Raw genomic sequence first — 19399 nt, 5'->3', positions numbered from 1 at the left:
CGACGTTGCGCGCCCCTTACCCGTAAGAAGCCGCCCGGATTGCCGAAATACCTTCCATTAGGGACTAGTTGGCGCCACCCAGGGGGTAAAGGGGGACGGCCCCGGCGGAGCGTGGTGCTCCGCCGGGGCCGTCCTTCACGCGGTCCTCGGGCTGTCGGTCCGTACGGAAATCGCTCCGCAGGGAATCGGTCCGTACCGAAATCGGTCCGTACCGAAATCAGTCCGTGCCGAAGACGACTGCCAGGTACTTCTTCTCCGAGATGCTGCTCGGCTTGCTCACCATGTCCTTCGACAGGTAGAGACGGCCGTGCTCGAACTTGACCGCCTTCATGTCGAAGGTGAAGTCGCGCTCGGTGTTGGTGACGGTGCGGTCCGCCGGGTTCTCCAGCAGGACGGTCTGCTTGAGCGTCGAGCCCTCGATGCTGGTGACCCGGCCGCCCTTGTCGTACGGCGGGGTCTTGTAGACGATCAGGTTCCCGCCGTCCATCCGCAGCGGGTACATCGAGTACCCCTCGCCCGCGTCGATGCGGTCCGAGGTCGGCTTGCCGGTGGTGAGGTCGAAGGAGACGATCTCGTTGGTGCGGCCGACCTCGGCCTTGCCCTGGTGCTGCGCCGTCGGCAGGTAGACCTTGTTGTTGCCGACGACGACCTGGGTGCAGTTCTCGATGTCGTCGAAACGGCACCTCGGTTCGTACTTCTCGCCGTCGACCGCGATCTTGGCGAGCTGCTTCCCGGTCTTCGCGTCGACCGAGAAGATGTCGGACATCCCGGAGGTGCCCTCGGCGGTGTCGCCGACGTCGGCGGAGACCACGAGGGGCTTGACCGAGAGGACCGCGGCCTTGTCGGCGCCCGTGGGCATCTTGAAGGTGCTCAGCGGGGCGCCGGTGGTCGGGTTCAGCGTCTGGACCAGGATCTGCGGGGAGTCGTAGTCACCGCAGTAGCGGAGCGCGACGAGACCGTCCGGGCCACCCGCGTATCCCTTGTCCTCGCACTGGTCGGCGGTGGGCTTGGGGCTCCACAGCTCCTTGCCCGTGAGGTCGAACGCGCCGCCGCCGGAGAGACTGCCGACCGCGACGGTGTTGCCGCTGACGGTGACGTTCTCCAGGCGGACGGTGGAGTCGCCCTCCTTGAAGTTCTTCTGCCACAGCAGCTTGCCCGCGTTGAGGTCGATCAGGCCGACCTGGGTGCACTGGGCGTACTTCTTGCCCGGCTCCTTGGGCCCCTCGAAGAGGACCGCGCCCTTGCCGCTGTCGGCGGTGAGCCAGCGGGAGTAGCCGCAGACCGCGCCGGGGAAGTCGAGCTTCCAGAGCTGGGTGCCCTTGCCCGCGTCGTAGCCGACGACGGAGTTGACCAGGGCCTTGGCGAACACCTTCTCGGTGATCCAGGTGCCCTTGACCGTGGTGACGTCGGCCACCGTCGGGTACGGGAGCTGGAACTTCACCTTGGACGCCGACGAGGCCGGGACCTGCTCCTTGCCGGGGCCGTCCGGGGCCTTGCCGCCGGTGGCCTGGCCGCCGCCCTTGTCGCCGGAGGAGTTGCCCGCGACGTCCGTGGTGTCGTCGCCGCTGGTCGCCTTGTAGACGACGCCCGCGCCGACGATCAGGACGACGGCGGCGACCGCCGCGATGATGATCTTCAGCTGGTTGGTGAGACCGCCGCCGTTGCCGCCGGGCTGCTGCGGGGCGGGCGCCTGGGGCGGGTACATGCCGTACGTGGGCTGGCCGCCGGGCTGCTGGCCCGGGGCGGGTGCACCGGGCTGGCCGGGCTGGCCCGGGAAGCCGTAGCCCGGCTGGGGCTGCTGGCCGGGCTGCTGCGGCTGCTGTCCCGGCTGGCCCGGGTAGCCGTAACCGGCCGGGGGCGCCTGGCCGGGCGGGGGCGTCTGCGGCGGCTGGCCGGGGGCCTGCGGGGGCTGGCCGGGGGCCTGGCCCGGGGCCTGCGGGTAGCCGTAGCCGGGCTGGGTCGGCTGCTGGCCGGGCGGGGTCGGGGCGCCGAAGCCGCCGGCGGGCGGCTGGGTGGGCGCGCCGAAACCACCGGCGGCCGGCGGGGGCGTCTGCGGCGGCTGGCCGGGGGCGCCCTGCGGCGGCTGCGGGGCCGGGGCCTGGTTCGGGCCGGGCTCGGGGGCCTTGCTGAACGGCGAGGGGGGCGGGGCCCCGTCCCCGTTCTGCGGGGGTTCGTTGGGCGGCTGCGTCATGGTGGCACTACCTCTGGGGACGTAGGACGGTGGCAGGGCGAAGGTCCGGGGACCTTCGGAAGTCTTCGGGGTGCGGCGGGCACGGACCGGAGCAGGAGGCCCCGGCCGACCGGACGGAGCGAGCGGACCGGCAGGAACGAGCGGACCGGCAGGACGGGGCGGAGCAGGCGGACGGGGCGGGAGCGGCCGCTGCCGGCCGGACTCCCGCCCCGTACACGTCAGTTGCCGAACGCCAGCAGGGTGTGCGGCTTCTCGTCGTCCTTGCCCGAGACCCGGTCGGGGGCGAGGAAGAGCCGGCCGCCCTCGTACCCGAGGACCTTGGAGAACATGCCGTTCTCGACGGACTGCACCGACGACGGGTTCTTCAGCACCGACACCGGGTTGCCGCCCGCGGCAGGGATCTTCACGAGCCCGCCGGGCTTGTCGTACGAGGGCTCGGTGTACGCGAAGACGAAGCCGCCCTCGGCCTTGACGGGCAGCAGCGTGACGCCCTCGCCCTTGGAGGCCCACTTGCGCTTGCCGGTGTTCACGTCGTACGCGCGGACCTCGTTGGCGCGGCTCGCGCCGACGGCGCTCTCGGCCTTGCTCGGCACGTACAGCGTGTTCGCGTCCGCGGCGACGCCCTGGCAGCCCTGGAGGTCGCGGGACATGATCGCCCAGCCGCACGTCGGGTCGGGCAGTTCCTCGCCCTTGGCCAGCTGCGCGGCGGGGGAGCCGTCCGCCTTGAAGAAGGTGATGTTGCCCGCCTCCTTCTTGCCCTTCTCCATGTACAGCACCAGCGGCTGGACCGAGAAGGCGCGCTTCACGGACCAGTCCTTGGGCACCTTCCAGGTCGACTTGGTCTTGCCGGTGGCGGAGTCCAGTTCGCGGACCTGCTCGGTCGTCGCGTCACTGGTGCCGCAGCTGTCGACCGAGATCAGCCGGGTGCCCTGAGCGGCGAACGCGGAGGCACGGCACTCGCCGATCTTCTCGTTGCCGAAGACCTTCGAGCCGTCGCTGACCTTGTAGGCGCTGCCACCGACGAAGTGCGAGACGGCGACGGTGTCACCGGCGATCGTCATCGTCTGGGCGTCGGGGGTGAGGAAGAGCCCCGCGGACTCCATCTCCTTGCGCCACCCCGCCTTGCCGGCCTTGACGTCGACCTGCTGGAGCTGGTTGCACTTGGCCTTTTCGGTGTTGTTGTTGTTCACCGCGATGACGACCTTGTCGCCCGTGCCGACCTGGCGCGGCGCGGCGCAGACCTCGTTCGGGAACGGGACCTCCCAGCGCTTCTTGCCGTCGGCGACGCCGTACGCCGTCATGGTCTTGTAGTACGTCTGGATGACGGTGTCGCCGACGTACCACATCGGCATCATCTTGCCGCCGCCCTTGGGCAGGTCGACCGCGTTGACGTGGTTCCACAGGACCTTGGAGTCGCCGGGCTGGCGGGACGAGTTGAGGTCCGTGCCCGCGTCGCGGCCCGGGGCCTCGGACTGGCCGTTGCCGCCCTTGCCGTCGCCGTTGTCGACGGCGGGGGCGCTGGTGGCACCCGTGGTCGGCTTGGCGACCGGCTTCTCCTCGCCGCCGGAGACCAGGTAGATGCCGCCCGCGATCACGATCAGCGCGGCGACGGCCGCACCGATGATGAGCAGCAGCTTCTGCTTGTTCTGCGGGCCGCCGCCGTTGGGTCCTGGGACCGGGGCGCCGGGCTGGCCCGGGTAGCCGTAGCCCGGCTGCGGCTGCTGTGCGTACGGGCCGGGCTGACCGGGCTGCTGGCCGGGCTGACCCGGGTATCCGTAGCCCTGCGTCGGCGCGGTCTGCTGCGCGTACGGGTTGTCGGCGGCCGTCGGCGGAGCCTGCGGGTATCCGTAGCCCGGCTGACCGGGCGGCGGCCCCTGCGGCGGTCCGGCAGGCGGTCCGGCCGGCGGGCCCGGCGGCGGTCCGGCCGGCATCTGCGGCGGGCCCGGCGGAGGCTGCGGAGCACCCGGAGGCGGGCCCTGCGGAGCCCCGCCCTGTGGGGCGTTCGGGTCCTGCGGGGCGCCGAAGCCCCCCTGCGGCGGCTGGTTGGGCGGCTGAGACATCAGCACTTACCTCTTCACACGGGTGGTCCGTCACCCGGTCGGTCTCCCCCGCGATTCCGGTCGGGCAAATCCTCCCGGAAAGGAGCGAATCGGGCTTGGATCCCGCAGATATACGTCAGTCGAGCGGGGCTTCTTTCTATCACTGGGAGCCCTCGAACAAGGGGCCGGTCCTGCCCCTGTTCCCAAGGGAGGACCGGCCTGTAATGCGCTCGTTATGAGCCCTCTACGTGTTCTCTACGTTGTCCCGCACGCCACTCGGGTCACCTGACGACCACCCGAGGACCACCCTGACGGCCACCGGAAGACCACCCTGACGGCCGCTCGACGACCGGCCAGGCGTCACGCGTCCTCGGCCAGCTCCAGCCAGCGCATCTCCAACTCGTCGCGCTCGCCGATGAGTCGACGGAGTTCGGCGTCGAGCTCGGCGACCTTGGCGAAGTCGGTGGAGTTCTCGGTGATCTGCGCGTGCAGATTGGTCTCCCGGTCGGAGATCTTGGTGAGCTGCCGCTCGATCTTCTGGAGCTCCTTCTTCGCGGCACGCGCGTCGCCGGACGACTTCTCCGGCTTGGCCGCGGCGGACTTCGAGGCCGCGGCGGCCGGGACCGCCGGGGCGGCCGCTGCGACGACCTGCGCGCGCCGCTCCAGGTACTCGTCGAGCCCGCGCGGCAGGTTGCGCAGCGTGTGGTCGCCGAGCAGCGCGAAGACCTTGTCCGTGGTGCGCTCGATGAAGAACCGGTCGTGCGAGATGACGACCATCGTGCCGGGCCAGCCGTCGAGGAGGTCTTCGAGCTGCGTGAGCGTCTCGATGTCCAGGTCGTTGGTCGGCTCGTCGAGGAAGAGGACGTTGGGCTCGTCCATCAGCAGCCGCAGGATCTGCAGCCTGCGCCGCTCACCGCCCGAAAGGTCGCCGACCGGGGTCCACTGCTTCTCCTTCGTGAACCCGAACTGCTCGCACAGCTGCCCCGCCGTCATCTCCCGGCCCTTGCCGAGGTCGACCCGGTCACGGACCTTCTGCACGGCTTCGAGCACCCGCAGGTTCGGGTCGAGCTCGCCGACCTCCTGCGAGAGGTACGCCAGCTTGACCGTCTTGCCGACGACGACCTTGCCCGCCACGGGCTGTACGTCGCCCTGCGAACGGGCCGCCTCGGCCAGCGCCCGCAGCAGGGAGGTCTTGCCCGCGCCGTTGACGCCGACGAGGCCGACGCGGTCGCCGGGGCCGAGCTGCCAGGTCAGGTGCTTCAGCAGCATCTTCGGACCGGCCTGGATGGTGACGTCCTCAAGGTCGAAGACGGTCTTGCCGAGCCGGGCGTTCGCGAACTTCATCAGCTCGCTGGTGTCGCGCGGCGGCGGCACGTCCGCGATCAGCTCGTTGGCGGCCTCGATGCGGTAGCGCGGCTTGGACGTGCGCGCCGGGGCGCCGCGCCGCAGCCAGGCCAGCTCCTTGCGCATCAGGTTCTGCCGCTTGGTCTCCTCGGTGGCGGCGATGCGCTCGCGCTCGGCGCGCGCGAAGACGTAGTCGCTGTAGCCGCCCTCGTACTCGTGGACGGCCCCGCGCTGTACGTCCCACATGCGCGTGCAGACCTGGTCGAGGAACCAGCGGTCGTGGGTCACGCAGACGAGCGCGGACCTGCGCGACTGGAGGTGCCCGGCCAGCCAGCTGATGCCCTCGACGTCGAGGTGGTTGGTGGGCTCATCGAGGATGATCAGGTCCTGGTCGGCGATCAGCAGCTTGGCGAGCGCGATCCGGCGCCGCTCACCGCCGGACAGCGGACCGATGACGGTGTCCAGGCCCTGCCCGAAGCCGGGCAGGTCGAGCCCGCCGAACAGACCGGTCAGCACGTCGCGGATCTTGGCGCTGCCCGCCCACTCGTGGTCGGCCATGTCGCCGATGACCTCGTGCCGGATCGTCGCGGCCGGGTCGAGCGAATCGTGCTGGGTGAGGACGCCGAGACGGAGTCCGCCGACGTGCGTGACGCGCCCGCCGTCGGCCTCCTCCAGCTGTGCGAGCATCCGGATGAGGGTGGTCTTGCCGTCGCCGTTGCGGCCGACCACACCGATCCGGTCCCCCTCCGAGACGCCGAGGGAGACGCCGTCGAGCAGGGCACGTGTGCCGTACACCTTGCTGACTGCCTCGACATTGACCAGGTTGACGGCCATGAGTGGGTGCTCCAGGGGGCGGGGACGGATAGACCTCCCAGCGTAGTCGGCGCCCGCCGTCGACCACGACGGCGGGCGCCGGACCCCTGTCGGCCGCCCTGCTTACGAGTGGTCGCCCGGGCGCGCGTTCCTGCGCCGTACGACGAGAACGGCACCGGCGGCCGCGACCGCCGCACCGCCGAGGCCGAGCACGAGGCCGGTCGCACCGCTTCCCTGCCCCTCCTCCGCACCGGCCTTGACGGCCCCGGACGGGGTGGCCCCGTCCGGGGCGGTCGGACTGCCCGAGGCGGTCGGCCTGCCCGGCACGACAGGGGCGGCCGACGGGGCGGCCGACGTCCCCGATACGGACGGGGCGGACGGTACGGGCGGTACGACCGGCGTGGCCGTGCCCGGAGAGGCGGACGTGTCGCCCGAAGCGGACGCCGACGGGCTCTCGCTCCCGGCCGGGGACTCACTGGCCGCCGGGGACTCGCCCGTCTCCGCCGCCGCGGCCGCGCCCAGCACCTTGCCGTCCGGTCCGACCAGGCTCCACACCTTGCCGTCGGCGCCCTTGAGGCCGTTGCCCTTGGTGTCGCCCGGCTTGGCGTCGTCCTTGAAGTAGTAGAGCGGCTTCTCGTCGAGGACGACCTGCTTCTTCTCGCTGCCCGCGAGGTCGATCTGGTTGGTCTGGCCCGTGACGTCCGACGACTTGGTCGGGTATCCGGTGGCGGCCGGCCAGTTCTTGGCGCAGTCGCCGGTGCAGTGGGACTTGTCCTTCGCGTCGCCCGCCCAGGCGTAGAGCGCGTTGCCGTCCTTGTCGGCCAGCGCCTTGCCCTCCGAGGTGTCGATCACGGTGAGCTCACCGGGGTCGGTCGGGGTGTCGAGCGCGACGGCGGTGCCGCTGCCCAGGGCGAGCAGCAGGGCGGCTGCCGCAGCGGCGGCGGATATGCGGGAGACCGATACGGGTACGGGTTCGGGTCCGGATGCGTGCATGGGGCGTCCTGCCTCTGGGTCGGTACCGCTGGTACGAGATCCAGCAGATCGCCGCCGCAGGGGTTCGGCCCGCCGGGAGCGCCGCGATACGGCCGTACGGGTGGGTGCCCGTGGTGCCCATGGCGTCCGTGGTGTCCACGGCCTCCACGGCCTCCGCGACCTCCGTGGCGTCCGAACAGGCACGAGGAACGCCTATGCCATTTAATCTTTTGCCTAAAGGTACTAGGCAGTCTTACTGTCGACCTCATGAGGGAAGCCACCGAAAACGACATCAGGTCGTCGTTCATCAACTGCTCGAAGGGCGAGGCCAAGCGCCTCCCCATGCCCCGGGACCTGGCCGAGCGCCCCTGGTCCGACCTGGACTTCATGGGCTGGCGAGACCTGTCCGCGCCGGACCGCAGCTATCTGGTGACGGAGGACCCGGCGGACGGCCGCCTGTTCGGCGTGACCTTCCGCTTCCCGTCCCGCCAGCGCGGCTTCCTGCACCGCAGCATGTGCGCGATCTGCATGACGACGCACTCCGGCAGCGGGGTGTCCCTGATGACCGCCCCCAAGGCGGGCCCGGCCGGCCGCCAGGGGAACTCCGTCGGCATCTACATATGCACCGACATGGACTGTTCGCTGTACGTGCGCGGGAAGAAGGCGGCGCAGCCGGGCGGCCGGTTCGAGGAGTCCCTGACCCTCGACGAGCAGATCGACCGCACCCGTACCAACCTCTTCGCCTTCCTGGCGAAGCTGACCGACTGACCCGGGGCCCGCTCTAGAGGACCGTCGCTCCCGGTGCCGGTGCCACCGCCGGGCGGGCCGCCGCGCACGTCCCGGACGCCAGCAGTGCGTCCGCGACCCGCTGTGCGGCCTCCGCGTCCTTGACCAGATAGGCCGTCGTCGGCCCCGAGCCCGAGACCAGTGCGGCCAGGGCCCCCGCGTCCGTGCCCGCCGCCAGGGCGGCCGCGAGGGAGGGGCGCAGGGAGAGGGCGGCGGCCTGGAGGTCGTTGGTCAGGGCCGCCGCGAGGGCGGTCGCGTCGCCGGTGCGGAGCGCGGCGATGAGGGTCTCGGAGGCTTCGGGCTCCGGGACCTCCAGCCCGGCCGTGAGCCGGTCGAACTCTCCGTAGACGGCCGGCGTCGAAAGCCCGCCGTCGGCGACCGCGAAGACCCAGTGGAACTCGCCGCCGACGGCCAGCGGCGTGAGCTGCTCGCCCCGCCCGACGCCGAGAGCCGCCCCGCCCACCAGGCTGAAGGGCACGTCGCTCCCCAACTCCGCGCAGATCGCGAGGAGTTGATCGGTCGTTGTCGCCGTCCCCCACAGTGCGTCGCACGCAAGGAGCGCACCGGCCGCGTCCGCGCTGCCGCCCGCCATGCCGCCCGCGACGGGGATGTCCTTGGCGATGTGCAGGTGGACGTCGGGGGCCAGGCCGTGGAGCTCGGCGAGGGCGATCGCGGCGCGCGCCGCCAGGTTCGTACGGTCCAGGGGCACTTGGTCCGCGCCGGGGCCCGTGCAGGTGATGCGCAGCTCCGGGGCGGGGGCCGCCGTCACCTCGTCGTACAGGCCGACGGCGAGGAAGACGTTGGCGAGCGGGTGGAAGCCGTCGGGGCGGACCCCGCCGACCGCGAGCTGGACGTTGACCTTGGCGGGGACGCGGACGGTGACGGAGGGCGCGGCGGTCGTCATGCCTTGGCCTCCGCGATCCTCGCGAACTCCTCCACCGTCAGGGCCTCGCCGCGCGCCTGCGGGGAGATCCCGGCGGCGACGAGCGCGGCCTCCGCCGCCGGGGCGGAGCCCGCCCAGCCGGAGAGCGCGGCGCGCAGCGTCTTGCGGCGCTGGGCGAAGGCCGCGTCGACGACCGCGAAGACCTCCTGCCGGGTGGCGGTGGTCTCGACCGGCTTCTCCCGGCGCACGAGGGACACGAGCCCCGAGTCGACGTTCGGCGCGGGCCAGAAGACGTTGCGGCCGATCGACCCGGCGCGCTTGACGTCCGCGTACCAGTTGGCCTTCACCGAAGGCACTCCGTACACCTTGTTGCCGGGCTTCGCGGCGAGCCGGTCGGCGACCTCCGCCTGGACCATGACGAGGGTGCGCTCGATGGTCGGGAAGTGCTCCAGCATGTGCAGGAGCACGGGGACGGCGACGTTGTACGGGAGGTTCGCGACCAGTGCGGTCGGCTCCGCCGGGAGCTCCTTGACCAGCATGGCGTCCGAGTGGACGAGGTCGAAGCGGTCCGCCTTCCGCGCCATCCGGGCCCGAATCGTCGTCGGGAGGGCCGCCGCGAGCACGTCGTCGATCTCGACGGCGACGACCCGGTCGGCGGTGTCGAGCAGGGCGAGCGTCAGCGAACCGAGGCCGGGGCCGACCTCCACCACGACGTCGTCGGGGCGCACCTCGGCCGTGCGCACGATGCGGCGGACGGTGTTGGCGTCGATGACGAAGTTCTGACCGCGCTGCTTGGTCGGGCGTACGCCGAGGGCGGCGGCCAGCTCCCTGATGTCGGCGGGGCCGAGAAGGGATTCGGAGGCGGAGGAGGGCTCAGGGGTACTCACCGCTCAAGCGTAAGGGGGCCGGGCGGGGGCGAGTGCCCGGGCGCGGGCCGCTCGGGAGCGGGGCGGGTGGGCGAGGGCAGGCATTTCAGGGGCGCGGGGAACTGCGCGGCCAGCCACACTCCACCCGCACATGCGCACGCACGCACGCACGCTCCCGCCCACCCGCCCGCCGATCGCCCTAGATCCACGTGTCCAGCCACATCCGGTGGCGCCACTCGGAGATCGGCATCGTCGTGCCCGTGTAGATCGGCCAGAAGTAGATGAAGTTCCAGATGATCAGGAGCACCAGCACCCCGGCCCCGATCGCCCCCACCGCCCGGCGCCTCTCGTCCGAGCCCGGTGGGCCGAGGATCGCGCCGATCATCATCGCCACCGCCAGGCAGAGGAACGGCACGAAGACGACCGCGTAGAAGAAGAAGATCGTCCGTTCCTGGTAGAGGAACCACGGCAGCCAGCCCGCCACCACGCCCGCGAGGATCGCCCCCGCCCGCCAGTCCCGGCGGAAGAACCAGCGCCACAGCACGTACAGCAGCGCGAACGCCGCCGCCCACCACAGCAGCGGCGTGCCCAGCGCCAGCACCTCGCTGGCGCACTTCTCCGTCTCCGTGGCCGGGCAGCCGCCCTGCCCCGGCTTCGGGGACTCGTAGTAGTACGAGACGGGGCGTCCGAGGACGATCCACGACCAGGGGTTCGACTGGTAGGTGTGCCCGGAGGTCAGCCCGATGTGGAAGGAGTAGACCTCGCTCTCGTAGTGCCACAGGCTGCGCAGCCACTCCGGCACCCACGTCATGTCGAACTGGGGCAGCGAAATGCCCCCGACGTGGTCCGGCGAGAGGCCCGCGCGGCCCTTCGCCCAGTCGCGGAAGTAGCCCTTGTCGGTGAGCAGCCAGCCGGCCCAGGAGAGGACGTACGTACCGATCGCGACCGGGACGGTGGAGACGAAGGCGGGCAGGACGTCGCGCTTCAGGACCGCCCGGTACGGGCGCTTGGCGCCTGCCGTGCGCCTGGCGGCCACGTCCCAGAGGACGGTCAGCAGGCCGAAAACGACCAGGGTGTAGAGGCCGCTCCACTTGGTCGCGAAGGCCAGGCCGAGGCAGATCCCGGCGGCCAGCCGCCACGGCCGCCACCCCAGCCGCAGCCCTGCCGCGATCTTCGCGTCCGGGCGCAGCACGCCGTCCTCGTCGACGGGCAGCGCGTCCGCGAGTTTTCGCCGCGCCCTGTCCCGGTCGACGACCAGGCAGCCGAAGGCCGCGAGCACGAAGAACATCAGCACCTGGTCGAGCAGCGCCGTCCTGCTCATCACGAAGTGCAGGCCGTCCACGGTGAGCAGCAGCCCCGCCAGGCAGCCGAGGAAGGTGGAGCGGAACATCCGCCGCCCGATCCGGCAGAGGAGAAGGACCGAGAGCGTGCCGAGGACGGCCACCGCGAAGCGCCAGCCGAACGGTGAGAAGTCGAAGAGCTGCTCGCCCCAGCCGATCAGCCACTTCCCGGCCGGCGGGTGCACGACGTAGCCGGGGTCGGTGGGGATCGGCACGGAACCGGGGTCCGCCAGGATGCTCTTGTCGACGTCCTTGGGCCAGCTGCCCTCGTACCCCTGGTTGACCAGCGCCCACGCGTCCTTCGCGTAGTACGTCTCGTCGAATATGACCGCGTCGGGCCTGCCCAGGTTCCAGAACCGCAGGAGTCCCGCGACGAGCGTGACGAGGAGCGGCCCGCCCCACGGGGCGAGCCGCATCAGGCGGTCGGCACCGGCGGGGGAGATCCGGAGCAGGGACCACAGGTGCGGGCCCGGCGGGCGTACGTACGGGGGTACGAGGCGGTCCCGCAGCCCGGTCGTGCGGCGGGGCACGTAGCCGAATCGGCGCAGCCGCTGCTGCCAGGAGGGCGGTTCCTGTTCGGGGGCCCGTCCGTGCTGGGCGTGGGGCGCAGTACTCGTCACCGCGCCATCGTAGGGAACGCGGCTGTGCGCGCCACCCGTCCACCCTGGGAGGATGGGCCGTGTGACTGGATCGACTGCACCCGCATCTGCCTCTGCCGCTTCCGCCGGCGGTGTCCTCGTCCTCGCCGGGACGCCCATCGGGGACGTCTCCGACGCCCCGCCCCGGCTGGCGAAGGAGCTGGAAACGGCGGACGTGATCGCCGCCGAGGACACCCGCAGGCTGCGGCGGCTGACGCAGGCGCTCGGGGTGCACACCTCGGGGCGTGTCGTGTCGTACTTCGAGGGCAACGAGTCCGCGCGCACGCCCGAGCTGGTCGAGGCGCTGGAGGGCGGGTCGCGGGTGCTGCTGGTGACCGACGCGGGAATGCCCTCGGTGTCCGATCCCGGGTACCGGCTGGTCGCGGCGGCCGTCGAGAAGGACCTCAGGGTGACGGCGGTGCCCGGCCCGTCCGCCGTGCTCACCGCGCTCGCGCTGTCCGGGCTGCCCGTGGACCGGTTCTGCTTCGAGGGCTTCCTGCCGCGCAAGGCGGGCGAGCGGCTCGGCAAGCTGCGCGAGGTCGCCGACGAGCGGCGCACCCTCGTCTACTTCGAGGCGCCGCACCGGCTCGACGACACCCTCGCCGCGATGGCCGAGGTGTTCGGCGACGAACGGCGGGCCGCCGTGTGCCGCGAGCTGACGAAGACGTACGAGGAGGTCAAGCGCGGTCCGCTGAAGGCACTCGCGGAGTGGGCCGCCGATGGCGTACGGGGTGAGATCACGGTCGTCGTCGAGGGCGCTCCCCAGGCAGGGCCCGCCGAGCTGGACGCCGACGAGCTGGTGCGCAGGGTGCAGGTGCGCGAGGAGGCGGGCGAGCGCCGCAAGGAGGCCATCGCCGCCGTCGCGCTCGACGCGGGGCTGCCCAAGCGGGAGGTGTTCGATGCCGTCGTGGCGGCAAAGAACGCGGCTCGGGCGGGGGCGCCGGGGGGCGCCGAAAGTAAAGGAGCTTCGTGAAAAGCAAAGCGAATCCCGTGCATAAGCCAACTTTCTGAGGCGCTCGTCAAATGCTCCCCACGTTTTGACAGTTCTGTCGCATTTCAGTCGGATCAGGCGTCCACTGGAAGGTGAGTGGAAAGGAGCTGGCATGAGCGAGATCGCGCAGAGCGCAGCCGGCAGCATCACCGCACAGGCCACGGCGCAGGGCACGGCGACGGCACAGGGCACCGCGACGGCACAGGAGGCGTACGCCTTCGCGTGCATGAAGTGCGGCCACGGCTGGGAGCAGGCGTACGAGATAGAGCACCACACCGACGGCTCCGGTCACCCCTTCGTCGTGTACCGCGCGAACGGCCAGCGCGTTCCGTCCCCGCTGTCCCGTCCCTCGTGCCTCAACTGCAGCGGCACCGTCGTGCGCATCATGCGTTCCGGCCAGGTGTCGTCCATCCAGGAGCTCCAGCAGCGTGCCGCGGCGACGGCCCCCGTGGCCGGTCCGCCCGTCGCCGAGGCGGGCGCCGACGTTCCGCGGCAGCGCGAGCCGCACCACTGGCACCTGTCCGACCTGCTGCACCCCTTCCGCAAGTAGGCCCGCCGGGCCCCGGCCCGGCCTGCGGCCTCCGTACGGGGCGGCTGTTCGTAGGATCGACCGCATGAGCCCGAGCCCCGACAAGAACGCCGCGCCGCCCGCACCCGAACCCCTCCGGGTGCCGGTGGCCGACTCGCACACCCACCTGGACATGCAGGACACCACCGTCGAGCAGGCCCTCGCCACGGCCGCCTCGGTCGGGGTGACGACCCTGGTGCAGGTGGGTTGCGACGTGAAGGGCTCCCGCTGGGCGGCCGAGACGGCGGCCGCCCACGAGAATGTCCACGCGGCGGTCGCCCTGCACCCCAACGAGGCCCCCCGCATCGTCCTCGGCGACCCCGACGGCTGGTCCCGCCAGGGCGCCCGCTCCGGCGGCGGGGACGGGGCCCTCGACGACGCGCTCGCCGAGATCGACCGGCTGGCGGCCCTCCCGCACGTCCACGGCGTCGGCGAGACCGGACTCGACTTCTTCCGTACGGGCGAGGACGGCATGGCCGCGCAGGAGCGGTCGTTCCGCGCGCACATCGAGATCGCCAAGCGGCACGGCAAGGCGCTGGTCATCCACGACCGCGACGCGCACGCGGACGTGCTGCGGGTGCTGGAGGAGGAGGGCGCTCCCGAGCGGACCGTCTTCCACTGCTACTCGGGCGACGCCGAAATGGCCCAAGTGTGCGCGTCCAAGGGCTACTTCATGTCCTTCGCCGGGACGGTCACCTTCAAGAACGCCCAGCCGCTGCGCGACGCGCTCGCCGTGGCCCCGCTGGAGCTGGTCCTGGTGGAGACCGACGCACCCTTCCTCACCCCCGCCCCGTACCGCGGACGGCCCAACGCCCCGTACCTGATTCCGCTCACGGTGCGGGCGATGGCGGCGGTGAAGGGCGTCGACGAGGACGCCATGGCGACGGCGATCTCGGCGAACACGGCCCGCGCTTTCGCCTACTGAGCGCGCCCCGCATCCGCACGAAGCACTCGCACGGAGGTTCGTCGCGCAACCCTGCGTAGCCGCGTCGCTTTGGAGAGTGACGGTCGCTCCGCTAATGTCCCGGCCCGCAGCACGTGGCGGCCCGGCATCCGGTCCGCCTGTCGGGCGGACCGGGAGCGACGTGAGCAATACGCAGGGTGGTGCGCTGTCCTACGACGCGCAGTACGGGTCGTCGTACGAACCGCAGCAGCCGTACGGCGGTGCGGGGACCTACGAGGAGACGGGTGCCCCGTACGGGGCCGGCGTGTCGTACGAGGTGCCGACACCGGCGCCCTCGTACGACACCTACCAGTCGGCCTACGGGACGCAGGCGCCCTACGAGCCGTACGAGTCGTATTCGTACACACCCGCCCCGGACCTGGACGGCGGCCCCGTCCCCGAGCCGGACCTCTACGACCTCGTACCCGACCCCCTCCTCCCCCGGCAGACCCCGGCGCCCGCCGCCGGCGGGGAGGCCGGCGACAGGGAGGACTTCGGCAGGGAGGACTTCGGCGGGGAGCACGGCGTCAGGGAGAACGGCGCCCCCGACACCCGCCGTTCCGCCCGCCGCCGCAAGGGCGGCACCGGCCCCGGGGCGCCGTCCGGCGGCGCCGACCACAAGCCGGACACCTTCCGGAAGCTGGTGCCGCAGGCCCTCGTGGTCGCGTTCCTGGCGGGCGGCACCTCCGCGTTCGTCGCCAACGACAAGTCGATCGAGCTGAGCGTCGACGGCGCCCCCCGCACCCTGCACACCTTCGCCGACGACGTCACCGAACTCCTGGAGAAGGAGGGCGTCGACATCGGCGAGCACGACCTGGTGGCGCCGGGCCCCGGCCAGAACCTGGCCAGCGGCGACGAGGTCGTGGTCCGCTACGGCCGCCCCGTGGTGCTCACTCTCGACGGCGAGCGCCGCCAGGTGTGGACGACGGCGCAGACGGTGGACGGGGCGCTGAAGCAGTTCGGAGTGCGGGCGGAGGGCGCGTACCTGTCGGCGTCCCGCTCCTCCGCGATCTCGCGCAAGGGCCTGTCCCTGGACGTACGCACGGAACGCACGCTGACGGTGATGGCCGACGGCCGCGAGCGCACCATCCGGACGAACGCGGCGACGGTGGAGGAGGCGGTCCAGGAGGCCGGCATCTCGCTGGGCAACCAGGACACCACCTCCGTACCCCTGGACAGCTTCCCGCGCGACGGGCAGACGGTGACGGTCATGCGGATCACCGGGTCGCGGGAGGTCCGGGAGGAGCCGATCCCCTTCAAGGTGGTCCGCAGGGAGGACCCGTCGGTCTTCAAGGGGACGGAGGAGGTCGTACGGGCCGGGGAGCAGGGCTCGCGGAAGGTCACGTACGTCCTGCGGACCGTCAACGGGGTGAAGCAGAAGCCGAAGAAGTTCTCGGAGGAGATCGCCCGGGAGCCGGTGGACCAGATCGTCAGGGTCGGCACCAAGCCGATGCCGACGTCGGTGGCCGGGGCGGACGACCTGAACTGGGACGGCCTGGCGCAGTGCGAGTCCGGCGGCCGGGCGAGCGCGACGGACCCGTCAGGGACGTACGGGGGTCTCTACCAGTTCGACCGGCAGACCTGGCAGTCGCTGGGCGGGTCGGGCGCGGCCCACGAGGCCCCGGCCTCGGAACAGACCTTCCGGGCAAAGAAGTTGTATGTGCAGCGGGGGGCGAGCCCTTGGCCGCACTGCGGACGGAAGCTGTAGGACCCGTGTCCGGCCGGTGTCCGAACTGTGTCCCACCCCACGTACCAGTCGCATAACGCAGGTCGCTCCTGTCAACCCCCACCCCGTAGAGTCACTCCCCGATAACTCCCCGGTACCGATGCCGGGGAGCTCCTGGGGAGGGGACTGCGGCATGCGGAGCGGGGCCAAGATCGCGATAGTGGGCGGAGCGTTCGTCCTGGTCGCCGGTGGGGTCGGGTACGGGGGCTACAACCTCTACTCCGGCATAACCGGCGGCAGCAGCAGCGCCGCCAAGGATCCGGGCAAGGGCGGGGCAGGCGGCGGCGAGGTCGGGACGAGGTCCGCGAAGACCGGGCCGCCCGCCACGGACGAGGTCGACACGACCTCGAAGGCGTTCTTCGCCGCCTGGTCCGAGGCCAACACCAACGGGGCCGCCCAGCTCACCAACAACGCCTCCGTCGCCTCCCAGGTCCTCGCCGCGTACTTCGAAGAGGCCCACATCTCGGGCCTGAAGATCGTCCCGGGGGCGGCACAGGGCGCGAAGGTGCCGTTCACGCTCACCGGCAAGGTCGCGTCTGACGGGCAGCAGAAGCCGATCTCCTACGCCTCGTCCCTCACGGTCGTACGCGGCAAGAGCAGCGGCAAGGCCCTCGTCGACTGGCAGCCGGCGGTCGTCCACCCGGAGCTGAAGCGGGGCGAGACGCTGAAGACGGGCACGGCGACCGCGCCGCCCATCCAGGCCGTCGACCGGAACGGCAGGGAGCTGACGAAGGAGAAGTACCCCTCGCTCGGCCCGGTCCTCGACCAGCTCCGCAAGAAGTACGGCGAGAAGACGAACGGCAAGCCGGGGGTCGAGCTCTACATCCAGTCGGCCGAGGACACGAACGCCCCCGCCCGCACCCTGCTCACCCTCTCGAAGGGCGCACCCGGCGAACTGAAGACGACGATCGACGCGGGTGTCCAGGCCGCTGCCGAGAAGGCCGTGAAGCAGCGCGGCGGATCGGTCGTCGCACTCAACCGCACCACCGGAGCGGTCCGGGCCATCGCCAACGGCGCCGGCAGCGGCAACCAGGCCATCGGCGGCGTCACCGCCCCCGGCTCCACCCTCAAGATCCTCACGGCGGCGATGTTGATGGAGAAGGGCCTGGTCAGCCCCGACAGGCCGACCGAGTGCCCGAAGGAAGCCCTCTACCAGGGCCGCACCTTCCACAACCTGAAGAACTTCGAGCTGGGCACGGTGCCCTTCTCGCTGAGCTTCGCCCAGTCCTGCAACACCGCCTTCATCAAGCTGATCGACGACGTCGGCGACGACGCCGCACTGCCGAAGTTCGCCCGCGACGTCTTCGGCGTCGGCCTGAACTGGCAGACGGGCATCGGCACCTTCGACGGCAGGATCCCCGAGGGCACCGGTGGCGAGGCAGCCGCCCAGTACATCGGCCAGGGCCAGGTCCAGATGAACCCGCTGAACGTGGCGTCGATCATCTCCACCGCCACCACCGGCACCTTCCACCAGCCCTACCTGGTGGCCAAGGGCCTCGACGACCGCGAGTTCGCGACCACGGGCCGCTCGCTCTCCCCCGCGATCGCCGCGAACATGCGGGCCCTGCTCTCCCGCACCGCCACCGACGGCACGGCCAGGAAGGCCATGTCGTCCGTCAGCGGCCCCAAGGGCGCCAAGACCGGCTCCGCCGAGATGGGCGGCCAGGCGAAGTCCGACAGCTGGTTCACCGGTTACGCGGGCGACCTCGCCGCGGCGGCGACGGTTCCGGCGGGCGGGCACGGGGGCGACTCCGCAGGACCGATCGTCGCGGAAGTCCTCAACGCCCGCTGAGAAACCACCCCGGGGGCCAGCCATCGGAACACGCTCGCATGGCCCGTACAGCTACCAGTAGCGTGCGGGCCATGAGCACATCCGAACCCACCGCTGTTCACCCGCTGTTCGCCGGGGCACTGCAGGAAATGGGCCTGAAAGCCCTCGAAGCGGATGTACGCCGCTTCCCGGACGCCACCCGCACCGCCGCCGAGGCCGCAGCCGCGCTCGGCTGCGACGTCAGCGAGATCGTCAAGTCGCTGATCTTCGAGGCGGTCTACGAGAAGCAGTCCAACGCGCCGGTCCTGGTGCTGATGGACGGCTCCTCGCGCGTCGACGTCGAGCTGGTGCGCCAGGTGCTGGGCGCGCAGAAGGTCAGGCGGGCGAACGCGGATCTCGTACGGCGGACCACCGGTTACGCGATCGGCGGCGTGCCGCCCTTCGGCCACGTCACCAGGACCCGCGTGCTCGCCGACCGGGGACTGCTCAACCACCCGGTCGTCTGGGCCGCCGCCGGCACCCCGCACACGGTCTTCCCGATGGCCCCGGACACCCTGATCGGGCACGCGGGCGCCACACTCACCGACGTACGAGAGGGCACTTCGGGCGGCGGTACCGCGTGACCCCGCTCGTCGTGGCCGCCGTCCTCGTCGCCGCCCTCACGCACGCCAGCTGGAACGCGATAGCCCACCACATCAAGGACCAGCTGGTCTCCTTCACCCTGATATCGGGCGGCGGACTCCTCATCGGCCTGGTCGGCGCGCTCTTCGTGCCGTTCCCGGCGGCGGAGGCGTGGCCGTACCTGATCCTCTCGGCAGTCCTCCACGTCGCGTACATGATGCTGCTCATGCGGTCGTTCACGCTCGGCGACTTCGGCCAGATGTATCCGATCGCACGCGGCACGGCCCCGCTCGCCGTGACCGCGCTCGCGGCGGTCTTCGCCCACGAGATCCCGTCGGGCTGGCAGCTGGCGGGCGTGGCGGTCGCCTGTACGGGCCTGGTCGGCGTCGCCCTGTGGGGCATCAAGGGCTCCGGAAAGAAGCCCCAGTGGGCGGCGATCGGCGCGGCGCTCGCCACCGGTCTCGCCATCGCGCTCTACACGACGGTCGACGGCCTGGGCGTCCGCGCGTCCGGCACGCCCCTCGGCTACATCGCGTGGCTGATGGTCCTGGAGGGCATCTCCATCCCGGTGTACGCGCTGTACCGGCGCAGGTCCCGACTGGCCGCGCAGATCAAGCCGTTCGCGGTGCGCGGCTTCATCGGCGCGGCGCTCTCCGTCGTCGCGTACGGGCTGGTCCTGTGGGCCCAGACCCGCGCCCCACTGGCCCCCATCGCGGCCCTGCGCGAGTCGAGCATCATCGTGGGCGCGGCGATCGGCGCGATCTTCCTCAAGGAACGGTTCGGCGGACCGCGGATCGCGGCGGCGGGGCTGATGGTGGTGGGCATCGGGCTGATGCTGCACGCGAGTTGAGCCAGTGACAGAAGGGAGTTGGCCGGGTTTGGGGTGCGGCAGGGATGCCCCGGTGGG

15 protein-coding genes are annotated in these 19399 nt (G+C 71.6%); 8 read left to right on the top strand and 7 right to left on the bottom strand.

Going from position 1 to position 19399, the window contains the following annotated elements:
* Positions 1-217: 217 nt before the first annotated feature.
* The 4 genes from ACH4SP_RS30645 to ACH4SP_RS30630 all read right to left on the bottom strand — a co-directional run bounded on the left by ACH4SP_RS30645 (position 218) and on the right by ACH4SP_RS30630 (position 7380).
* Positions 218-2191 carry a PQQ-binding-like beta-propeller repeat protein gene (locus tag ACH4SP_RS30645; protein ID WP_398419554.1) on the bottom strand — a complete coding sequence of 658 codons (1974 nt, stop codon included), beginning with the start codon at positions 2189-2191 and terminating at the stop codon, positions 218-220.
* A gap of 218 nt (positions 2192-2409) precedes the next feature.
* Positions 2410-4251, bottom strand: coding sequence for a PQQ-binding-like beta-propeller repeat protein (locus ACH4SP_RS30640; RefSeq protein WP_398419552.1), 1842 nt, complete (start codon positions 4249-4251; stop codon positions 2410-2412).
* A gap of 339 nt (positions 4252-4590) precedes the next feature.
* A complete protein-coding gene (locus ACH4SP_RS30635; RefSeq protein WP_398419550.1) occupies positions 4591-6408 on the bottom strand; it encodes an ABC-F family ATP-binding cassette domain-containing protein in 1818 nt (605 codons plus the stop codon).
* Positions 6409-6510: 102 nt separating this feature from the next.
* Positions 6511-7380, bottom strand: coding sequence for a hypothetical protein (locus ACH4SP_RS30630; RefSeq protein WP_398419548.1), 870 nt, complete (start codon positions 7378-7380; stop codon positions 6511-6513).
* 246 nt (positions 7381-7626) lie between these two features.
* On the opposite strand from ACH4SP_RS30630, the gene ACH4SP_RS30625 reads away from it, so the two are divergent.
* Positions 7627-8127: an FBP domain-containing protein gene (locus tag ACH4SP_RS30625; protein WP_398419546.1), complete on the top strand. Its 501-nt coding sequence runs from the start codon at positions 7627-7629 to the stop codon at positions 8125-8127.
* A 13-nt stretch (positions 8128-8140) separates the two neighbouring features.
* On the opposite strand, the gene ACH4SP_RS30620 is transcribed toward ACH4SP_RS30625, so the two are convergent.
* The 3 genes from ACH4SP_RS30620 to ACH4SP_RS30610 all read right to left on the bottom strand — a co-directional run bounded on the left by ACH4SP_RS30620 (position 8141) and on the right by ACH4SP_RS30610 (position 11854).
* Complete coding sequence (locus ACH4SP_RS30620) at positions 8141-9049, bottom strand: 4-(cytidine 5'-diphospho)-2-C-methyl-D-erythritol kinase (RefSeq protein ID WP_398419544.1); 909 nt, start codon at positions 9047-9049, stop codon at positions 8141-8143.
* Positions 9046-9915, bottom strand: a complete 870-nt coding sequence (gene rsmA, locus ACH4SP_RS30615; RefSeq protein WP_398419542.1) for a 16S rRNA (adenine(1518)-N(6)/adenine(1519)-N(6))-dimethyltransferase RsmA — start codon at positions 9913-9915, stop codon at positions 9046-9048. The genes ACH4SP_RS30620 and rsmA overlap by 4 nt, the downstream gene beginning before the upstream one ends.
* A 178-nt stretch (positions 9916-10093) precedes the next feature.
* Entirely contained in the window at positions 10094-11854 is a 1761-nt protein-coding gene (locus ACH4SP_RS30610; protein ID WP_398419540.1) for a dolichyl-phosphate-mannose--protein mannosyltransferase, read from the bottom strand.
* 61 nt (positions 11855-11915) lie between these two features.
* On the opposite strand from ACH4SP_RS30610, the gene rsmI reads away from it, so the two are divergent.
* The 7 genes from rsmI to ACH4SP_RS30575 all read left to right on the top strand — a co-directional run bounded on the left by rsmI (position 11916) and on the right by ACH4SP_RS30575 (position 19342).
* Positions 11916-12845, top strand: coding sequence for a 16S rRNA (cytidine(1402)-2'-O)-methyltransferase (gene rsmI, locus ACH4SP_RS30605; protein ID WP_398419539.1), 930 nt, complete (start codon positions 11916-11918; stop codon positions 12843-12845).
* A gap of 130 nt (positions 12846-12975) precedes the next feature.
* Positions 12976-13413, top strand: a complete 438-nt coding sequence (locus tag ACH4SP_RS30600; RefSeq protein WP_398419537.1) for a hypothetical protein — start codon at positions 12976-12978, stop codon at positions 13411-13413.
* Between the two features lie 64 nt (positions 13414-13477).
* Positions 13478-14356 (top strand): TatD family hydrolase, encoded by an 879-nt coding sequence (locus ACH4SP_RS30595; protein ID WP_398419536.1) that lies wholly within the window; start codon positions 13478-13480, stop codon positions 14354-14356.
* A 160-nt stretch (positions 14357-14516) separates the two neighbouring features.
* On the top strand, positions 14517-16082 hold the full coding sequence (locus ACH4SP_RS30590) for a ubiquitin-like domain-containing protein (protein ID WP_398419535.1): 1566 nt from the start codon (positions 14517-14519) through the stop codon (positions 16080-16082).
* A 151-nt stretch (positions 16083-16233) separates the two neighbouring features.
* Positions 16234-17892, top strand: coding sequence for a penicillin-binding transpeptidase domain-containing protein (locus ACH4SP_RS30585; RefSeq protein ID WP_398419533.1), 1659 nt, complete (start codon positions 16234-16236; stop codon positions 17890-17892).
* Between the two features lie 71 nt (positions 17893-17963).
* Positions 17964-18494, top strand: coding sequence for a YbaK/EbsC family protein (locus ACH4SP_RS30580; RefSeq protein ID WP_398419531.1), 531 nt, complete (start codon positions 17964-17966; stop codon positions 18492-18494).
* Positions 18491-19342 carry an EamA family transporter gene (locus ACH4SP_RS30575; protein WP_398419529.1) on the top strand — a complete coding sequence of 284 codons (852 nt, stop codon included), beginning with the start codon at positions 18491-18493 and terminating at the stop codon, positions 19340-19342. Before ACH4SP_RS30580 ends, ACH4SP_RS30575 begins: the two co-directional genes overlap by 4 nt.
* The last annotated feature ends 57 nt before the right edge of the window (positions 19343-19399 follow it).

The organism is Streptomyces sp. NPDC021093 (genome assembly GCF_044333135.1).
Classification (GTDB): Bacteria; Actinomycetota; Actinomycetes; order Streptomycetales; family Streptomycetaceae; genus Streptomyces.
This window is presented reverse-complemented; position numbering and strand designations above follow the sequence as displayed.